Source organism: Pseudomonas sp. GW821-FHT04C07 (genome assembly GCF_059420325.1).
The window spans coordinates 1-19,682 of the sequence record NZ_JBWKTM010000019.1; the positions used below are offsets into that span (position 1 = coordinate 1).

A 19,682-nucleotide genomic window follows, 5' to 3' on the forward strand; every position below is an offset into this window, starting at 1 on the left:
ACCACACTGCGTCGCGAGTCTTCGAGATCGAAGGCCAGGTCGCAGGCGATGGCATTGGCGCTTGCGAGAGTCTCGGAAGCACTGGCCAGCAGCAATTCGGTGTCGAGGTCGGGGGCTACGGTGAAGATATTGACCGGCCGCGCACCAGGGGACTTATCAAGCGATGGCGCCAGGTAATGATCAAGGGCCCGATCCGCAGCGGCACGGTCCTTGAGCAGGTCTTCGGCACTCAGAGCATCCGGGATTGGCGTGGTTATATTGAAGGGTGGGTCTGGGACGATCTTGTCCATGCATAAGCTCCTACTGAAATGGGAGCCATCACTTACCGGTCTCACTCGACAAAGAGGTGGCAGCTATGTACGGGGTGAGAATACCGGACAGTAGGACTCCGGCCAGACCGAAGTCTGCCCGCACACAGCCGCCATAACGCATTTTGCAGACGAAAAAAACGCCGACAACGATTATGGTGGTGCTGGCGCTTTGCGCCTACTGATTCCTGGGTTCTCACGCCCTATCGCTGATTCGCAGCAACGACCAAAGGTTAGGCAAGCTCCAACTCCCACGCAACCGCCAGAGTTCGTCGGAAAATTCTCCCCCGCAGACTCGGCCGACAGCGCTTTCTGTAGGAGAAACGCACCCCCCAAAAAAAACAGGCCGGCCGGTAGGCCGCCTCGCCTTGCTTTTGATCTGCCCGCCCCTTCGGAAGGCCGAGTGGAGGTGTTCATCAGGGGGGTGGCGCGAAGCGCCGTCAGCGAAGCTGATTCCGCCGCAATGCGGCGACCCCTGATGAGCGCCGGAGCGAGGGAACGCCGAGCCTTGGCGAGGTGCCGTACGCTCGGGGCAAGCGTTTTTGGTTCTTTTTTAGCTGGGCCGGCATTCCGGCGTCTGTAAAAAGGGACTCGCTGTAAGAGCGAAACCCTAAGTGGCCGTTACCGTAGGAACGGATATGTACACCGGCAAGAGATTGGTCGGCTGTCAGGCCGCCATCGCGAGCAATCGAGCGTCGACCGGCTGCTCCTACAAGGGATCTGTGTACACCAGCAAGAGACAGGCCGCCTTCGCAGACAAGCGATCGATTCACGCCTACCGACAATTTGACTCCACACACCCCAACAGCGCTACTCTCGACGACCACCGTACTCATCAAAACCGCTCTAAACGGCCATCCCAGGGGACTCCATGGAAAGAATCACCTTCAAACCGCTACTGCTCGCTGCCAGCCTCCTCGCCTGCGCGCCACTGGCTCAGGCCGCGACCACACTGGTGTACTGCTCCGAGGCCAGTCCCGCCGGCTTCGATCCCAGCCAGTACACCAGCGGCACCGATTTCGACGCCTCCGCCGAAACCGTCTTCAACCGCCTCACGCAGTTCAAACGCGGCGGCACCGAAGTTGAACCTGGACTGGCGACAAGTTGGGATGTATCCAGGGACGGTCTGACCTACACCTTTCATCTTCGTGAAGGGGTGAAATTTCACACCACCGACTACTTCAAGCCGACGCGCGATTTCAACGCCGACGATGTGCTGTTCACCTTCCAGCGCTTGCTCGACGCCGACAGCCCGTTTCGCAAGGCTTACCCGTCCGAGTCGCCCTACTTCACCGACATGGGCCTGAACACCACGATCAAGAGCATCAATAAAGTCGATGAACACACCGCCAGTTTCAGCCTGAACAACGTCGACGCAGCCTTCGTGCAGAACCTGGCGATGAGCTTCGCTTCGATCCAGTCCGCCGAATACGCCGCGCAGTTGCTTAAAGAAGGCAAAGCCGCAGACATCAATCAGAAACCGGTCGGCACCGGGCCGTTTGTGTTCAAGCGCTATCAGAAGGATTCGCAGATCCGCTACAGCGCAAACACCGCGTATTGGAAACCCGAGGATGTGAAGCTCGACAATCTGATTTTCTCGATCACCCCGGACGCCTCGGTGCGCCTGCAGAAACTCAAGGCTGGCGAATGCCAGGTCAGCGGCTATCCGCGTCCGGCCGACATCGAAATCATGGAGCAGGACCCAAACCTGCGAGTGCTCAAACAAGCCGGTTTCAACCTGGGCTTCCTGGCATACAACGTGACCCACAAGCCGCTGGACCAGCTCAAGGTTCGTCAGGCCCTGGACATGGCCATCGATAAGCCGGCGATCATCAAAGCCGTCTACCAAAGTGCCGGGCAGCTGGCGCAAAACGCTCTGCCGCCTGCGCAATGGTCTTATGACCCGAACATCAAGGACGCGCCCCACGACCCGGTCAAGGCCCGTGCGCTACTGAAAGAAGCAGGCATTGCCCCCGGCACCACCATCGATTTATGGGCGATGACGGTGCAGCGCGCCTCCAATCCCAACGCGCGGATGTCAGCACAGATGATCCAGCAGGACTGGGCCAAGGTCGGGATCAAGGCCAACATCGTCAGTTTTGAGTGGGGTGAGTACATCAAGCGCGCCAAGAGCGGCGAACACGACACCATGATTTATGGCTGGACGGGAGACAACGGCGACCCGGATAACTGGCTCGGTGTGCTCTACAGTTGCGCCGCGGTCAAAGGCAGCAACTACGCCAAATGGTGCGACCCGGCCTACGACCAGCTAGTACAAAAAGCCAAAGTCAGTACCGATCCTCAAGAACGTATAAAGCTCTATCAACAGGCCCAAAAAATTCTTAAGGAACAAGTACCTATCACACCGATTGCGAATTCGACGGTATTCCAGCCGCTGCGCAAGGAAGTGCAGGACTTCAAAATCAGCCCGTTTGGCCTGACTCCGTTCTACGGTGTGGGTATAAATAAGTAACACCATTGCCCCAACCGGGTGCGTCAGACGCCCCCGATTGACCTCATTCGGTGCGCCCAATGCACCGAGTAAACCGCTCGCAAACGGTAAAATGCGTCAGAACTTACAACAATGCGACATTCGTGTACGTTCGTACCACTGTTTCAGACTTGTGACCGCTCAGGATCTTGCATTGGGTATGGGGCCTGCATAAGTATCCGCAGGTCGACTCACGAGGTCGTCCTCTAACTCCAAAAATGACAACAAATCATGAGGCCACCATGCTTAAACACGCGGTCATTCCGTTTTTAGTCGGCGCAAGCTTGTTAGCTAGCGCACCTTTCGCCCAAGCTGCGACTAACCTGGTGTTCTGCTCCGAAGGGAGCCCGGCCGGTTTCGATCCTGGTCAGTACACCACCGGAACCGACTTCGACGCCTCAGCAGAAACCATGTTCAACCGTTTGAGCCAGTTCGAACGTGGCGGCACCGCCGTTGTTCCTGGCCTGGCCACCAGCTGGGACATTTCCCCGGATGGCCTGACCTACACCTTCCATCTGCGCGACGGGGTGAAGTTCCACACCACACCGTATTTCAAGCCGACGCGTAACTTCAACGCCGACGACGTGCTGTTCACCTTCAATCGCATGATTAACAAGGATGACCCGTTCCGTAAGGCGTACCCGACCGAATTCCCGTACTTCACCGACATGGGGATGGACACCAACATCACCAAGATCGATAAAGTCGACGATCACACCGTCAAGTTCACCCTCAAAGAAGTTGATGCCGCGTTCATCCAGAACATGGCCATGAGCTTCGCTTCGGTCCAGTCCGCCGAGTACGCTGCCCAGTTGCTCAAGGAAGGCAAAGCCGCCGATATCAACCAGAAGCCGGTCGGCACTGGTCCGTTCGTGTTCAAGAGCTACCAGAAAGACTCCAACATCCGTTACACCGGGAACAAGGACTACTGGAAGCCTGACGACGTCAAGATCGACAACCTGATCTTCGCCATCACCACCGACCCGTCGGTGCGTATTCAGAAGCTGAAAAAGAACGAGTGCCAGATCACTCTGTTCCCACGCCCGGCCGACCTGAAAGCGCTGAAAGAAGACAAGACTCTGAAGGTGCCTGACCAGGCTGGTTTCAACCTGGGTTACATCGCCTACAACGTGATGGACAAGATCAAGGGCAGCGATCAGCCGAACCCGATGGCTCAACTGAAAGTGCGTCAGGCACTGGACATGGCCGTCAACAAACAGCAAATCATCGACTCGGTTTACCAGGGTGCGGGTCAACTGGCGGTCAACGCCATGCCGCCAACCCAGTGGTCTTACGACACCACCATCAAGGATGTGCCGTACAACCCTGAGAAAGCCAAAGAGCTGCTCAAGGAAGCCGGCATCAAGGAAGGCACCGAGATCAACCTGTGGGCGATGCCGGTGCAGCGTCCTTACAACCCGAACGCCAAACTGATGGCTGAAATGCTGCAGTCCGACTGGGCCAAGATCGGTATCAAGGCCAAGATCGTGACCTATGAGTGGGGCGAGTACATCAAGCGCTCCAAAGGCGGCGAAAACGGCGCGATGCTGATTGGCTGGAGCGGCGACAACGGTGACCCGGACAACTGGCTGAATGTGCTGTTCGGCTGCGATTCGCTGCAGGGCAACAACTTCTCCAAGTGGTGTGACAAGAAGTTTGACGGCATCGTGAAAGAAGCCAAGCGCACCACCGATCAGGCCAAGCGCACCGAACTGTACAAACAGGCGCAACACGTCCTCAAAGACGCCGTTCCAATGACACCTATCGCTCACTCGACGGTGTTCCAACCCATGCGCAACAACGTGCAGGACTTCAAGATCAGCCCGTTTGGCTTGAACTCCTTCTACGGCGTCAGCGTCAGCAAATAAGGTCTGGCAACGGCGGCGTCCCTGACGTCGCCGTTGCTTTACCTGCCAGGACCGCAGAATCCGCTTACATCCGAAACCGCTGCGTACTACAGCAGCGGCTCTAGGGCGTATTGCCTTTTCCTACGCGTCTTTCAGGCCTTACGCATTTACCGCCTCGCCTGCGACTCATACCGTCGAGGCACGGCAGTTCTACGATTTTGGCCGGCACTGCTGTACGCGATGGTTTGGGATCAGTGATACCCGCACGTCCCGGGACGGGGCGATTACTCGCTGATCAAGACACTAACAAGAGAAGGAGCGTCATGCGCCACACCTTGGTTACATCCGCATTGCCGGGCACAGGCTTGCTGGCCGGCACATCGATCAGTCAGGCCTCCAGCAATAGCCTGGTGTTCTGCACGGAAGGTAGCCCGGCTGTCGGCATCACTTCGTAAATAACTGACCGAATCCCGGAGCGCGAATTTCGCTCTCCAGCAATCGTGTTGCCTGAAATCGGCCAACTGGCCTCTAGCAAACGTTTGCAATGCCTTGATTGAATTAAAAACCAATAGCCGGACGAGCAAAAACCGGCATCAAAAAAAGAAAGAACGGAGCTTCACCCATGAGATTGAGCAGCACCGCGTTATTAGCCTTGGCCATCAGCAGCATTACGGCCACCGCCTACGCAGAAAGCGTGAGCCAGGACTTCGTTCCAACCCAGCTCAACAGCACCAGCGCACAGGCCGATACCAAAGGTTTTATCGAAGGGCAAAGCCTGTCGGGGACTACCCGTAACTGGTATGCAAACGAGTTGAAGCGTCGTGATGACCGCTTCAAATATCAAAAAGACGGCGTGCTCACCACGACTCCACGTCGTATCAACTGGGTTCAAGGCACAATCCTCAATTACACCTCGGGCTTTACCCAAGGCACTGTAGGTTTCAGTACTGAAGTCGCGGCGTACAACGCGATTGCTCTGGATCGCAGCCGTCACGACGTCGCGGCTGGTAACGGTGGCGCCAGTGGGAGCAACCGGACCCTGACTGACAGCAGCGGTGATCCGCTAGATCAATGGAGCAAACTGGGTCTGGCCAACGTCAAGGCGCGTGTATCCAACACCACCCTGACAGCCGGTCGCCAGAACTTCAGCACACCGATTGTCGATGTCATCGGCAACCGCCCTCTGCCTTCAAGTTTCGAAGGTGTGAGCATCCACAGCGAAGAGTTCAATAACCTGTCGTTCGATGCCGGTACCTTCGATCGCGTGTCGCCACGGACCGAGCAAAGCCTGTCGAAATTCCGCTCGGAATACTCCAACAACGGCGCTGAAACCGACCACGTGAACATCGTCGGCCTCAACTACCAGCCGCTGAAAAGCCTGAAGACCAGCCTGTATGCCTCCAATGTCGAAGACTTCTGGAACCAGTACTACTTCGGCGCCACTCACGAACTGGGCGATAGCTCGGTTCTGAGCCTGACCACTGGCCTGAACTACTACAAAACCGTCGACACCGGCAAAAAAGAGATGGGTGAAATCGACAACGATGCCTACTCGCTGTCGTTCGGCCTGACTCACCAGGCCCATAGCCTGACGTTCTCTTACCAGGGAATTAACGGTGACGAGTACTTCGACTACCTGCACGAAACCAACGGTATCTACCTGGCCAACTCCCTGCTTTCGGACTTCAACGGCCCGAACGAAAAGTCCTTCCAGATCGCCTACGGCCTCAACATGGCTGAATACGGCGTTCCAGGCCTGAAGTTCAACATCTACCAGGCCCGCGGCTGGGGCATCGACGGTACGCATTACACCGGCACCGCCTATGACGTGAAAAACCTGGATGGCGAGCACCACTATGAATACGGCATCGGTGCGTCCTACGCCGTACAGAGCGGCCCGCTGAAAGCCACCGCCGTTCGCGCGACCTACACCACGCACCGCGCCAGTGAGAATCAGGGCGACGGCAACATCAACGAATTCCGTCTGGTCACCACCATTCCATTCAACATTCTCTAAAGCGCCAGTTGAACGGCGGATTCATGATGAATCCCCCGTTCAAGCCAGTCTGGTTCAATTGATTGCAGAGGGCTCCTAATGAAGATGCTCCCCTTACAAGCCGCTATTGCCGCCGCGCTGTTGAGTGTCGCTGTCGGTATTTCGGCCAAACCCTTGGTGGTCTGCACCGAAGCCAGCCCGGAAGGCTTCGATATGGTCCAGTACACGACTGCAGTCACAGCCGATGCGGTGGCCGAAACCATCTTCAATCGTCTGGTGGACTTCAAACCCGGCACGACCGAAATCGCCCCTGCGCTGGCCGAAAGCTGGGACATCAGCCCGGACGGCCTGAGCTACACCTTCCACCTGCGCAAAGGTGTGAAGTTCCACACCACTGACTACTTCAAGCCGACCCGCGACATGAATGCCGACGACGTGGTCTGGAGTTTCCAGCGTCAGCTGGACCCGAAACACCCATGGCATGACAAGTCCAGCGTGGGCTTTCCGTACTTCGAAAGCATGGGTTTCAAAGAGCTGCTCAAAAGCGTCGAAAAACTCGACGACTACACCGTCAGGTTCACCCTGACCCGTCCCGAGGCACCGTTCCTGCCTGACGTGGCCATGGCGTTCTCCTCGATCTTCCCGGCCGAGTACGCCGACCAGTTGCTCAAGGCTGGCAAGACCAACGACCTCAACAGCAAACCGATCGGCACCGGCCCGTTTGTCTTCCAGCGTTACGCCAAGGATGCCCAGGTTCGCTTCAAAGCCAACCCCGATTACTTCCGTGGCGCACCACCAAGTGAAGTGCTGATCCTGGCCATCGCCGTCGACAACAATGTGCGTCAGCAGAAGCTCAAGGCCAACGAGTGCCAGATCGCCCTCTATCCAAAACCCGATGACATTCCAAACCTCAAGGCTGATCCAAACCTGAAGGTCGATGAAATCGAAGCGATGACCACCTCGTATACCGCGCTCAATACCTCCCGCAAGTACATGAGCGACGTGCGAGTACGTCAGGCGGTCGAAATCGCCTTCGACAAGCAGGCCTATGTCAACGCGCTGTTCGGCAAGGGTAACGCCCTGACCGCCGTCAACCCGTATCCGCCGACCTTGTTGGGCTACAACAGTAAACTGCAGAACCCGCCCCACGACCTGGACAAGGCCCGCGCCCTGCTCAAGGAAGCCGGCGTGCCGGAAGGCACTGTATTCACCTTGTTCACCCGTAACGGCGGCGGCCCGACCAACCCCAACCCGATGCTCGGCGCACAGATGATGCAGGCCGATCTGGCCAAGGTCGGGATCAAACTCGACATCCGCGTCATGGAATGGGGGGAAATGCTCAAGCGCGCCAAAAACGGTGAACACGATATGGTGTCCGCCGGATGGGCGGGCGATAACGGCGACCCGGATAACTTCCTGACGCCTATGCTCAGTTGTGAGGCGGCGAAAAACGGCGAAAACTACGCCCGCTGGTGCAACGAGAAATTCCAGGCGCTGATCGACCAGGCCCGTGAGAAGACTGATCCGGCCGAACGTGCGGCGCTCTATGAGCAAGCCCAGGAGATTTTCCACCAGGACCAGCCCTGGATCAGCATGGCACACACAAGAATGTTTACTGCCATGCGCAAGAACGTCGAGGGCTATCACATTAGCCCTCTGACCACTAACAACTTCGCTACCACCCTGGTGAAGTAGATAAGAAACGTCCGTCACCGTTGATCCCAGCGGTGCCGGACACGCCTAACCGGCTGATGAGGTACACCAGAAGATGTTTAGTTTTATTGCCCGCCGCGTGGGGTTGTTGATCCCCACCTTCTTCGGCATCACCTTGCTGACTTTCGCTTTGATTCGCATGATCCCCGGCGACCCCGTGGAAGTGATGATGGGCGAACGTCGGGTCGACCCTGAGATGCATGCCCAGGCAATGGAACGCCTGGGTCTGAACAAACCGCTGTATGCCCAGTATCTGGACTACATCGGCAAACTCGCCCACGGCGACCTTGGCGAATCCCTGCGTACCCGTGAAAGCGTCTGGACCGAATTCACCTCGCTGTTCCCGGCGACCCTGGAGCTGTCCTCGGCCGCCCTGCTGTTCGCCGGTGTCCTCGGGCTGCTGGCCGGGGTGATCGCCGCCTTGAAGCGAGGATCGCTGTTCGACCATGGAGTGATGGGCATCTCCCTTGCGGGTTATTCGATGCCGATCTTCTGGTGGGGCCTGATCCTGATCATGTTCTTCTCGGTATCGCTGGGCTTGACGCCAGTCTCCGGGCGGATCGATCTGCTTTATGACATCGAGCCAAGAACCGGCTTCATGCTGATCGACACCCTGCTGGCCAATGACACCAGCGCCTTCTTCGATGCCCTGCATCACCTGATCCTTCCGGCCATCGTGCTCGGCACCATCCCGCTGGCGGTGATCGCCCGGATGACCCGCTCCTCGATGCTCGAAGTGCTGCGCGAAGACTACATCCGTACCGCCCGGGCCAAAGGCCTGTCGCCAGCGCGCGTGGTATTTGTGCACGGTCTGCGTAACGCCTTGATCCCGGTACTGACCGTTGTCGGTCTGCAAGTCGGCACCCTGTTGGCCGGCGCGGTTCTGACCGAAACCATTTTCTCCTGGCCCGGCATCGGCAAATGGCTGATTGAAGCCATTGGCGCCCGAGACTACCCGGTGGTGCAAAACGGCATCCTGTTAATCGCCTGCCTGGTGATTATGGTCAACTTCGTGGTGGACATCCTCTACGGCTTTGCCAACCCACGCATCCGTCACCAGCGCTGAGATCATACTAATGAGCACTCCAACATCCTCAATAGCAGTCGATCAAAGCCTGCTTTATCCATCACCGTACAAAGAGTTCTGGCAAGCCTTCTCGAAAAACAAAGGGGCGGTCGCCGGTCTGCTGTTCATGATCCTCGTGGTGTTTTGCGCACTGTTCGCGCCATGGGTTGCCCCACACAACCCCAGCGAACAATTCCGTGACTTCCTGCTGACCCCGCCAGCCTGGCTAGAAGGCGGCCAGCTGCAGTTCCTGCTCGGTACCGATGAGTTGGGGCGTGACCTGCTGTCACGGCTGATCACCGGCTCACGCCTGTCGCTGCTGATCGGTCTGTCATCGGTGGTCATGTCGCTGATTCCGGGCATTCTGCTGGGCCTGTTCGCCGGGTTCTTCCCGCGCGTGCTCGGCCCGACCATCATGCGCCTGATGGACATCATGCTGGCCCTGCCCTCCTTGCTGCTGGCTGTGGCGATTGTTGCCATCTTAGGCCCTGGCCTGATCAACACCGTCATCGCCATTGCCGTGGTTTCGTTGCCGTCCTATGTCCGTCTGACCCGCGCTGCGGTGATGGGCGAACTGAACCGCGACTACGTGACCGCCGCGCGCCTGGCCGGTGCCGGTCTGCCGCGCCTGATGTTCATCACCGTGCTGCCTAACTGCATGGCGCCGCTGATCGTTCAGGCGACCTTGAGCTTCTCCTCGGCGATTCTCGATGCCGCAGCCCTGGGCTTCCTCGGCCTTGGCGTACAACCGCCAACCCCTGAGTGGGGCACCATGCTGGCTTCGGCTCGCGACTACATCGAACGCGCCTGGTGGGTCGTCAGCCTGCCTGGTTTGACCATTTTGCTCAGCGTGCTGGCAATCAACTTGATGGGTGACGGCCTGCGCGATGCGCTGGACCCGAAACTCAAGAACGCCGCCTGAGGAGATTCAAATGTCACTGCTAGAAATCAAGAATCTCAACGTTCGCTTTGGCGACAAAAACGCCGTACCGGTGGTCGACGGTCTCGACCTTTCCGTGGACAAGGGCGAAGTACTGGCCATCGTTGGCGAATCGGGTTCCGGCAAGTCCGTGACCATGATGGCGCTGATGGGCCTGATCGAGCACCCGGGCATCGTCACCGCTGACGCCCTCAGCTTCGACGGCCAGGACATGCTCAAGCTCAGCGCCCGCCAACGTCGGCGCATTGTCGGCAAGGACCTGGCGATGGTTTTCCAGGATCCGATGACCGCACTGAACCCGAGCTACACCGTGGGTTTCCAGATCGAAGAAGTGCTGCGTCTGCACCTGAAAATGTCCAGCAAGGCCGCCCGCAAGCGCGCCATCGAGCTGCTGGAAAAAGTCGAAATCCCGGGCGCCGCGAGCCGTATGGACGCCTACCCGCATCAACTCTCCGGCGGTATGAGCCAACGCGTGGCGATTGCCATGGCGATTGCCGGCGAACCCAAACTGCTGATCGCTGACGAACCGACCACCGCGTTGGACGTGACGATTCAGGCGCAGATCATGGACCTGCTGCTCAACCTGCAACAAGAGCACAACATGGGCCTGGTGCTGATCACTCACGACCTGGCGGTGGTTGCCGAAACCGCTCAGCGCGTGTGCGTGATGTACGCCGGCCAAGCGGTAGAAGTCGGTCAGGTGCCGCAGTTGTTCGACATCCCGGCGCACCCGTACAGCGAAGCGCTGCTCAAGGCCATTCCCGAGCACAGCCTGGGTTCCTCGCGCCTGGCCACCCTGCCGGGCATCGTTCCCGGCCGTTATGACCGTCCGCAAGGCTGCCTGCTGTCGCCGCGCTGCCCCTACGTGCAGGACAGCTGTCGTCAACAACGTCCAGGTCTGGACCCGAAAACCAACAGCCTCGCCCGCTGCTTCTACCCCTTGAATCAGGAGGTGGCGTAATGAGCGTCGTTCTCACCGCCCGCGACCTTACCCGTCACTACGAAGTTTCCCGAGGCCTGTTCAAAGGCACCGCGCTGGTTCGCGCGCTCAATGGCGTGTCGTTCGAACTGGAAGCCGGCAAGACCCTCGCTGTTGTAGGCGAGTCGGGCTGCGGTAAATCGACCCTGGCCCGCGCCCTGACGCTGATCGAAGAACCCTCCTCCGGTTCGCTGAAAATCGCAGGGCAAGAAGTGGCCGGTGCCAACAAGGCCGAACGCAAGCAGCTGCGCAAAGATGTGCAGATGGTTTTCCAGAGCCCTTACGCCTCATTGAATCCACGGCAGAAAATCGGCGACCAGCTCGCTGAACCGCTGCTGATCAACACCAGTCTGTCCGCCGCCGAGCGTCGCGAGAAAGTCCAGGCGATGATGAAACAGGTTGGCTTGCGCCCTGAGCACTACCAGCGTTACCCACACATGTTCTCCGGTGGTCAGCGCCAGCGGATTGCCTTGGCTCGAGCGATGATGTTGCAACCCAAAGTGCTGGTGGCGGACGAACCGACTTCGGCCCTCGACGTGTCGATTCAGGCGCAGGTACTCAACCTGTTCATGGACCTTCAGCAAGAGTTCAACACTGCCTACGTGTTCATCTCTCACAACCTCGCGGTGGTGCGCCATGTCGCCGATCAGGTGCTGGTGATGTACCTCGGCCGTCCGGTGGAAATGGGTCCCAAAGAAGACATCTACACTCGTCCTCTGCACCCCTACACCCAGGCACTGCTATCGGCTACACCGACCATCCATCCGGACCCGAGCAAGCCGAAAATCAAGATCGTCGGCGAATTGCCTAACCCGCTCAATCCGCCGTCCGGCTGCGCCTTCCACAAGCGCTGCCCGTACGCCACCGAGCGCTGCAGCACCGAAGAGCCGGTCCTGCGCTCACTCGACAACCGCCAGGTGGCCTGCCATTACGCCGAGCAATTCGTCGTATAAGCCGGGCATGAAAAAGCGCCCTCTTGGGGGCGCTTTCAACGAGTTATCCAAACCCCTCCATCAGGATTGCGCATCAGTCCGGCAAGAGGGGTTTTCTTTTGTCTGGATCCTTAACCCTGGGTATCGTCTTCGGGATTATCGTCGGTGGTCGAGTCGTCATCGCCTTTACTGCCGCCCTGATCCTGCCCCCCAGATTCGGATTCGGACTTGGCGGCTATCAAACCACTGCCCTGAACACTTTTTGCCGCCCAGAAACCCTGGTCCTGTACCGCGCCGCTGCTCGCCCACGCTGCCGAAGTGCCCACCGACAGCAACACCAGCACTTTGATCAGTAAAACCATGCGTTGAAAAATGCTCATAGCTGATTCCATCCTTTCGTAGGTGAATCACCGAAGCCACAGACCTTGTGCGCAAGGACCGCAGCGCTGTCTGAAATCTAGTCCGGATATTCGGGATACACCAGATATGACACTAATGGAGGTCACCAAATGCCCTTCGTCAACAGACGGGTTTGGACTAATGTTTATTTCAAATCGCTATTTAATGAATGACCAATACTTGTGGCTAGAGAGCTGGCTCCCACTGGTCGGTCCGCGCTCGGGCGCAGCAGAAGTGAAACAGTTAGATGCGGTGTTCCTGAAACACCGTGCCGGATGAATTCAGGGCCGCAGCCCAACGGGAGCAAGCTCCCTCGCCACAATTGACCGCGCTCCACCGTAGGTCCTGCCGCAGGCTGCGATGTTTTTCGGGCCAGCACCGCACGTCCTACACCCGCCTCGGAAATCCCGCCACATCAAGAATGGGCGACCTCAGAGCCGCCCGTTTTTTGATTACTGGGTGTCAGATCTGCCAATGATCGTTCCCACGCTCTGCGTGGGAATGCAGCCCGTGACGCTCTGCGTCACTGCCGAAGCGGACGCGGAGCGTCCAGTGAGGCATTCCCACGCAGAGCGTGGGAACGATCTATCCCATTCTTCCAGACACACCGCATGCAACGACTTTACGACTGCTTCGCCCGAGCGCGGACTGGCCGGCAGAAGCAAGCTCTCTCGCCACAAAGATCGAAGTCGCCTGCAAAAAAAAGCCCACTGTTTTCACAGTGGGCTTTCGGGTGTCACCAGCCAGTGCTTAGTGATGCTCACGCGTCGCACGGAATTTCACGTCCGGCCAGCGCTCTTCCATCAGGGCCAGGTTGACCCGGGTCGGGGCCAGGTAAGTCAGGTGACCGCCGCCGTCGAGGGCGAGGTTTTCCACAGCCTTGACGCTGAACTCTTCCAGCTTCTTCTTATCGCTGCAATCAATCCAGCGGGCGGACCACACGGTGATCGGCTCATAAGCGCACTCGACCTTGTATTCCTCTTTCAAGCGGCTGGCGACCACATCGAACTGCAGCACACCAACGGCGCCAAGGATGATGTCGTTGCTGCGCTCCGGGAAGAACACCTGGGTTGCGCCTTCTTCGGCCAGCTGTTGCAGGCCTTGTCGAAGTTGCTTGGACTTGAGCGGGTCCTTCAGACGCACGCGACGGAACAGTTCCGGGGCGAAGTGCGGGATCCCGGTGAAACCCAGTACCTCGCCCTCGGTGAAGGTGTCGCCGATCTGGATCGTGCCGTGGTTGTGCAGGCCGATGATGTCGCCGGCGAAGGCTTCTTCCAGTTGCTCACGCTCGGAGGAGAAGAAGGTCAGCGCATCGCCGATCCGCACATCCTTGCCAGTCCGTACGTGGCGCATTTTCATGCCCTTGTCGTACTTGCCGGAACAAATACGCATGAAGGCAATCCGGTCACGGTGTTTAGGATCCATGTTTGCCTGGATCTTGAACACAAAGCCGGTGAATTTCTCCTCAACCGGCTCGACCGTACGCTCGTTCGCGACACGGGCCAGCGGCTTGGGCGCCCAGTTGACCACGGCATCGAGCACGTGATCGACACCGAAGTTGCCCAAGGCGGTCCCGAAGAACACCGGGGTCAGCTGGCCGTCCATGAATTCCTGTTGATTGAATTCGTGGCAAGCACCCTGCACCAGTTCCAGTTGATCGACGAAACGGTCGTATTCATCACCCAGGTGCGCGCGGGCTTCATCGGAATCGAGCTTCTTGATGATTTTCACATCGGTGCGCTCGTGGCCGTGGCCGGCGGTGTAAACAATGATGTAGTCGTCGGCGAGGTGGTACACGCCCTTGAAGTCGCGGTAGCAACCGATCGGCCAAGTGATCGGCGCGGCTTTGATCTTCAGGACCGCTTCGATCTCGTCGAGCAGCTCGATGGGGTCACGAATGTCCCGGTCGAGTTTGTTGATGAAGCTGACAATCGGTGTATCGCGTAAACGGCAGACGTCCATCAGGGCGATGGTCCGTGGTTCGACGCCTTTACCACCGTCGAGCACCATCAGCGCCGAGTCGACCGCAGTCAGGGTGCGGTAGGTGTCTTCGGAGAAGTCTTCGTGGCCCGGGGTGTCGAGCAGGTTGATCATGTGATCGCGATACGGGAACTGCATGACCGACGTGGTAATGGAGATACCACGCTGCTTTTCCATTTCCATCCAGTCGGAGGTGGCATGACGGTCCGACTTACGGGATTTGACCGTACCGGCCACCGCAATAGCCTTGCCCATCAGCAACAACTTCTCGGTGATGGTGGTTTTACCCGCATCGGGGTGGGAAATAATGGCGAAAGTGCGGCGTTTCGCGACTTCGGCGGCCTGTTTGGTCATGGGAAATCGCCTGGCAGGTGATTCAAAAAAAGGGCCGCGATTATAGCCCAAGTTGAACCCGGAACCGAACCGTTGAGCACATCAGGAACCGAAAACCAACCCATCAGCCTGACAAAGCGGCGCCGGCCTGATCTGACGACATCGCGGGCAAGGACTCGGTCTGTCAGAAAATCCTGCCCATTTCCCCCGATCGGGGAACATCAGCCTGTCATCTGGGTCGGTTACATAAGTGGCTGGCCAGGAGCTCGCGACGGACGCGTGCAAAAACGCGACATTTTTTGTTGATCTCAAGCTCCTCACGCCCTAAAGTTCGCGCCGAACGTCCATGCTGGAAACGATCCATCCGGCTCAAGTACTGACGACGAGACAGCAAGGTCACCCGTAGCGCTCTGCACGGTTGACCTTTTTGCTTTCGGCGGACATGCCTTGGGAAGTAGGCGAACCAAAGTGGGGATACGGAGGACGTTCATTTGCACCCATTGTTTTTACCCGTTTGCCATTAGGAGCTCCCAAGTATGTCGATCAATGTCGAAGACTATTTCGCGCGCGAAACCTTTCAGAAAATGAAGGCCTTCGCCGACAAACAAGAAACCCCGTTCGTGGTCATCGACACCGCGATGATTGCCCAGGCCTATGACGACCTGCGCGCTGGTTTCGAATTTGCCAAGGTTTACTACGCGGTCAAGGCCAACCCGGCCGTCGAAATCATTGACCTGCTCAAAGAGAAAGGTTCGAGCTTCGACATCGCCTCGATCTACGAGCTCGATAAAGTCCTGAACCAGGGCGTCAGCCCGGATCGCATCAGCTACGGCAACACCATCAAGAAATCCAGGGACATCCGCTACTTCTACGAGAAGGGCGTGCGTCTGTACTCCACCGACTCCGAAGCGGACCTGCGCAACATCGCCAAGGCTGCACCGGGCTCGAAAGTCTATGTGCGCATCCTCACCGAAGGCTCGACCACGGCTGACTGGCCACTGTCGCGCAAATTCGGCTGCCAGACCGACATGGCCATGGACCTGCTGATCCTCGCTCGCGACCTGGGCCTGGTGCCATACGGCGTATCGTTCCACGTTGGTTCGCAGCAGCGCGACATCAGCGTCTGGGACGCAGCAATCGCCAAGGTCAAAGTGATCTTCGAACGTCTGAAAGAAGAAGACGGCATCCACCTCAAGCTGATCAACATGGGCGGCGGCTTCCCGGCCAACTACATCACCCGCACCAACAGCCTGGAAACCTACGCCGAAGAAATCATCCGTTTCCTCAAGGAAGATTTCGGTGACGACCTGCCGGAAATCATCCTGGAACCAGGCCGTTCGCTGATCGCCAACGCCGGCATCCTGGTCAGCGAAGTGGTGCTGGTAGCCCGTAAATCCCGTACCGCCGTAGAGCGATGGGTGTACACGGATGTGGGCAAATTCTCCGGCCTGATCGAAACCATGGACGAAGCCATCAAGTTCCCGATCTGGACCGAGAAAAAAGGCGAGATGGAAGAAGTGGTCATCGCCGGCCCAACCTGCGACAGCGCCGACATCATGTACGAGAACTACAAGTACGGCTTGCCACTGAACCTGGCCATCGGCGACCGCTTGTACTGGCTGTCCACCGGCGCATACACCACCAGCTACAGCGCCGTTGAGTTCAATGGCTTCCCGCCGCTGAAGTCGTTCTACGTTTAAACGCAGATCGCTGAAATTAAAAAGCCCATGACGTGTCATGGGCTTTTTTGTGTGCCGTGTCTCGTCCTGAATAAGGTTTACACCTGTTTCAGGACTAGACACCGCTGATCGTTCCCACGCTCTGCGTGGGAATGACTCCATGGACGCTCTGCGTCCAATGTGACGCAGAGCGTCACAGGCTGCGTTCCCACGCGGGAGCGTGGGAACGATCTAACTTCTCCCGCCAACTCGGCCGCCCGCTGCTGATAATCCGTGGCCAACGCCTGGATCTGCGGATCGCTCGCGCTCAACAGCGCTGAGCCTGCCACTCTCATGAAGTCTGATTCACATGTGAAGTCGCCAGGCCCCGCTCATCACGATGAGCGGGGCTTTTGCATGTAAAGAGGAATGTTTCTCGACAACCCACGGCATAATGCACGCCGTGAATTTTTCTTGAACAAACAGTTTCAGATGAACAAGGCGGTCGACGTGTTGAAGAAAACCCTGTTCCAGCTGCATTGGTTCTTCGGCATCAGTGCCGGGCTGGTGCTGGCCTTGATGGGCATTACCGGTGCGGCGGTGTCGTTTCAGGACGAGATCCTGCGGGCACTGAACCCACAGGTCTTGCAGGTCGGGAAGCCGCTGGCCGGTGTGCTGCCGCCTGCCGAACTGGTGGAGAAAATCGAGGCCGCTGAAGGCAAAAAGGTCTCGATGCTCTGGGTCGAAACCGACAGCGGTAACGCCGCGCGGGTGTTCTTCACCCCGCCGCCCGGCGAGCGTCGCGGACAGATGCGCTACTTCGACCCCTACACCGGCGACTTCATGGGCGATGCTACAGGTCAGGACTTCTTTGGCCTGATGCTGCAGCTGCACCGCTTCCTGGCGATGGGCGATACCGGCCGGCAAATCACCGGCGCCTGCACGCTGATTCTGATTTTCTTCTGCCTGTCCGGCCTCTATCTGCGCTGGCCGCGGCAGGTCGCAAGCTGGCGCGCCTGGCTGACCTTCGACTGGGCAAAAAAAGGCCGCAGCTTCAATTGGGACCTGCATTCGGTGGCCGGTACCTGGTGCCTGATTTTCTATCTGCTGGCGGCATTGACCGGATTGTCCTGGTCCTATGAGTGGTACAACAAAGGCCTGAACAAGCTGCTCTCGGATTCTCCCGATAGCCAGATGCGTAAAGGCGGCCGAGGCGCACCGCCGTCCGGCCCGGCACCGACCGCCGATTACCGCGCGATGTGGAGCAGCATCTACAGCACTGCCGGCCCAGGCTTGAGTGCCTACAACATCCGCATGCCGCCAGTGGCCGGACAACCGGCCACGGTGTTTTACCTGCTGAAGAACTCGCCCCATGATCGTGCGCTGAACAAGATCATGCTCGATCCGGCCAATGGCGCTGTCAGCCGGCATGATCGCTATGCCGACAAAAGCTTCAAGGCACAACTGCTGACCAGTATTTACGCGCTGCATGTCGGCAGTTACTTCGGGATTGTGGGGCGCATTGTGCTGACCCTCGCCGCCCTGACCATGCCGCTGTTCTTTGTCACCGGCTGGCTGTTGTACCTGGATCGTCGACGCAAGAAACGCCAGGTAAAAGACGCCCGCAAAGGCCTGGGTCATAACAACAGCGATGCAACGGCCTGGCTGATCGGTTTCGCCAGCCAAAGCGGTTTTGCCGAACAGCTGGCGTGGCAAACCGCCGGCCAATTGCAGGCCGCCGGGGTGCCGGTCAAAGTGCAGCCATTGGCGGATGTCAGCGAACAGCATTTGCGAGAGTCAAACCACGCGTTGTTCGTGGTCAGTACTTTCGGCGACGGTGAAGCACCGGACAGCGCCCGAGGCTTCGAACGCAAAGTGCTCGGACAGGCGTTGACACTAAACAACCTCAATTACACGGTGCTGGGTCTCGGTGATCGGCAGTATCAGCACTTCTGTGGCTTTGCCCGACGTCTGCACGCCTGGCTCGCAGAACATGGCGGCGCCACGCTGTTCGCCCCGATTGAAGTCGACAGCGGCGACCCCTACGCCCTGCGGCACTGGCAACAGCAACTCGGTCAGCTGACCGGGCATACCCCGGTGGACACCTGGAAAGCACCGAGTTTCGACAACTGGACGCTGAGCCAGCGCAGGCTACTCAACCCTGACAGCAGTGGCTCAGGCGTGTATTTGCTGGGGCTGACCGCGCCAACCGCCAGCAGTTGGCTGGCCGGCGATCTGGTGGAAATCCTGCCGCGCAACAGCGGTGCTGCAGTCGAGCATTTTCTGAGAGGGATGAGCCTGCCTGCGACAGCTCCAGTCCAGCTCGACGGCTTGCAGGAAACCCTGGCCCAAGCCCTGGCAGGTCGCCAGCTGCCCGACAATCGTGTTCATCTGGTCGGTCTGCAAGCCCAGGCATTGGTCGATGCCCTGGTGCCGTTGGCCATGCGCGAATACTCGATTGCCTCGATCGCCAGCGACGGCCTACTGGAACTGATCGTGCGTCAGGAGCGTCACGCCGATGGCAGTCTGGGCATCGGCTCCGGCTGGTTGACCGAACACGCGCCGCTGGGTTCTGCCATCAGCCTGCGGGTGCGGCGCAACAGCGGTTTCCATCTACCCGCAGAACCACGACCGCTAATCCTGCTAGGCAACGGCACCGGGCTGGCGGGGCTGCGCAGCCTGCTCAAAGCACGCATCGCCGATGGTCAGCAACGCAACTGGTTGTTGTTCGGTGAGCGTAATGCCGAGCATGACTTCCATTGCCGGGACGAGCTGCACGAATGGCTGGCATGCCGCGATCTGGCGCGCCTGGACCTGGCGTTCTCGCGGGATCAGCAAGAGAAGATCTATGTGCAGGATCGACTGCGCGACGCAGCCGAAGAGTTGAAAAAGTGGCTGGCCGATGGTGCGGCCATTTATATCTGCGGCAGCCTGCAAGGGATGGCGGCGGGTGTGGATCAGGTGCTCAATGACGTGCTGGGGGCTCAAGAGGTTGAGAAGCTGATCGAGCAAGGGCGTTATCGACGGGATGTTTACTGAT

Annotated in this window: 14 protein-coding genes; 11 read left to right on the forward strand and 3 right to left on the reverse strand. The window is 58.4% G+C overall.

Annotation, left to right across the window (positions count from 1 at the left end; translation table 11 throughout):
* Positions 1 to 290 (reverse strand): DUF6124 family protein (locus AC07UI_RS26765; RefSeq protein WP_494995320.1); only part of this gene is annotated, 290 nt, incomplete at its 3' end.
* An 889-nt stretch (positions 291 to 1,179) separates the two neighbouring features.
* Here AC07UI_RS26765 and AC07UI_RS26770 point away from each other — a divergent pair.
* The 9 genes from AC07UI_RS26770 (at position 1,180) to AC07UI_RS26810 (ending at position 12,293) form a co-directional block, all read left to right on the forward strand.
* Positions 1,180 to 2,781, forward strand: a complete 1,602-nt coding sequence (locus AC07UI_RS26770; RefSeq protein ID WP_494995321.1) for an ABC transporter substrate-binding protein — start codon at positions 1,180 to 1,182, stop codon at positions 2,779 to 2,781.
* A 260-nt stretch (positions 2,782 to 3,041) separates the two neighbouring features.
* Complete coding sequence (locus tag AC07UI_RS26775; RefSeq protein ID WP_494995322.1) at positions 3,042 to 4,667, forward strand: ABC transporter substrate-binding protein; 1,626 nt, start codon at positions 3,042 to 3,044, stop codon at positions 4,665 to 4,667.
* A 302-nt stretch (positions 4,668 to 4,969) separates the two neighbouring features.
* Positions 4,970 to 5,101: a hypothetical protein gene (locus AC07UI_RS26780; protein WP_494995391.1), complete on the forward strand. Its 132-nt coding sequence runs from the start codon at positions 4,970 to 4,972 to the stop codon at positions 5,099 to 5,101.
* Between the two features lie 167 nt (positions 5,102 to 5,268).
* Complete coding sequence (locus AC07UI_RS26785; RefSeq protein WP_494995323.1) at positions 5,269 to 6,663, forward strand: OprD family porin; 1,395 nt, start codon at positions 5,269 to 5,271, stop codon at positions 6,661 to 6,663.
* A gap of 78 nt (positions 6,664 to 6,741) precedes the next feature.
* A complete protein-coding gene (locus AC07UI_RS26790; RefSeq protein WP_494995324.1) occupies positions 6,742 to 8,337 on the forward strand; it encodes an ABC transporter substrate-binding protein in 1,596 nt (531 codons plus the stop codon).
* Between the two features lie 73 nt (positions 8,338 to 8,410).
* Complete coding sequence (locus AC07UI_RS26795) at positions 8,411 to 9,421, forward strand: ABC transporter permease subunit (RefSeq protein ID WP_494995325.1); 1,011 nt, start codon at positions 8,411 to 8,413, stop codon at positions 9,419 to 9,421.
* Between the two features lie 10 nt (positions 9,422 to 9,431).
* The gene (locus AC07UI_RS26800; protein WP_494995326.1) at positions 9,432 to 10,343 is read left to right on the forward strand and encodes an ABC transporter permease subunit; all 912 of its coding nucleotides are present in this window, start codon (positions 9,432 to 9,434) and stop codon (positions 10,341 to 10,343) included.
* A gap of 10 nt (positions 10,344 to 10,353) precedes the next feature.
* A complete protein-coding gene (locus tag AC07UI_RS26805; protein ID WP_494995327.1) occupies positions 10,354 to 11,322 on the forward strand; it encodes an ABC transporter ATP-binding protein in 969 nt (322 codons plus the stop codon).
* The gene (locus AC07UI_RS26810; RefSeq protein WP_494995328.1) at positions 11,322 to 12,293 is read left to right on the forward strand and encodes a peptide ABC transporter ATP-binding protein; all 972 of its coding nucleotides are present in this window, start codon (positions 11,322 to 11,324) and stop codon (positions 12,291 to 12,293) included. Before AC07UI_RS26805 ends, AC07UI_RS26810 begins: the two co-directional genes overlap by 1 nt.
* Before the next feature lie 110 nt (positions 12,294 to 12,403).
* Here AC07UI_RS26810 and AC07UI_RS26815 read toward each other — a convergent pair whose 3' ends face one another.
* Complete coding sequence (locus tag AC07UI_RS26815) at positions 12,404 to 12,652, reverse strand: hypothetical protein (RefSeq protein ID WP_494995329.1); 249 nt, start codon at positions 12,650 to 12,652, stop codon at positions 12,404 to 12,406.
* Between the two features lie 769 nt (positions 12,653 to 13,421).
* Positions 13,422 to 15,005 (reverse strand): peptide chain release factor 3, encoded by a 1,584-nt coding sequence (locus AC07UI_RS26820; protein WP_494995330.1) that lies wholly within the window; start codon positions 15,003 to 15,005, stop codon positions 13,422 to 13,424.
* A 515-nt stretch (positions 15,006 to 15,520) separates the two neighbouring features.
* On the opposite strand from AC07UI_RS26820, the gene AC07UI_RS26825 reads away from it, so the two are divergent.
* Both AC07UI_RS26825 and AC07UI_RS26830 read left to right on the forward strand, forming a co-directional pair.
* Complete coding sequence (locus AC07UI_RS26825; RefSeq protein WP_494995331.1) at positions 15,521 to 16,684, forward strand: type III PLP-dependent enzyme; 1,164 nt, start codon at positions 15,521 to 15,523, stop codon at positions 16,682 to 16,684.
* A 468-nt stretch (positions 16,685 to 17,152) separates the two neighbouring features.
* A complete protein-coding gene (locus tag AC07UI_RS26830) occupies positions 17,153 to 19,681 on the forward strand; it encodes a PepSY domain-containing protein (RefSeq protein ID WP_494995387.1) in 2,529 nt (842 codons plus the stop codon).
* The last annotated feature ends 1 nt before the right edge of the window (position 19,682 follow it).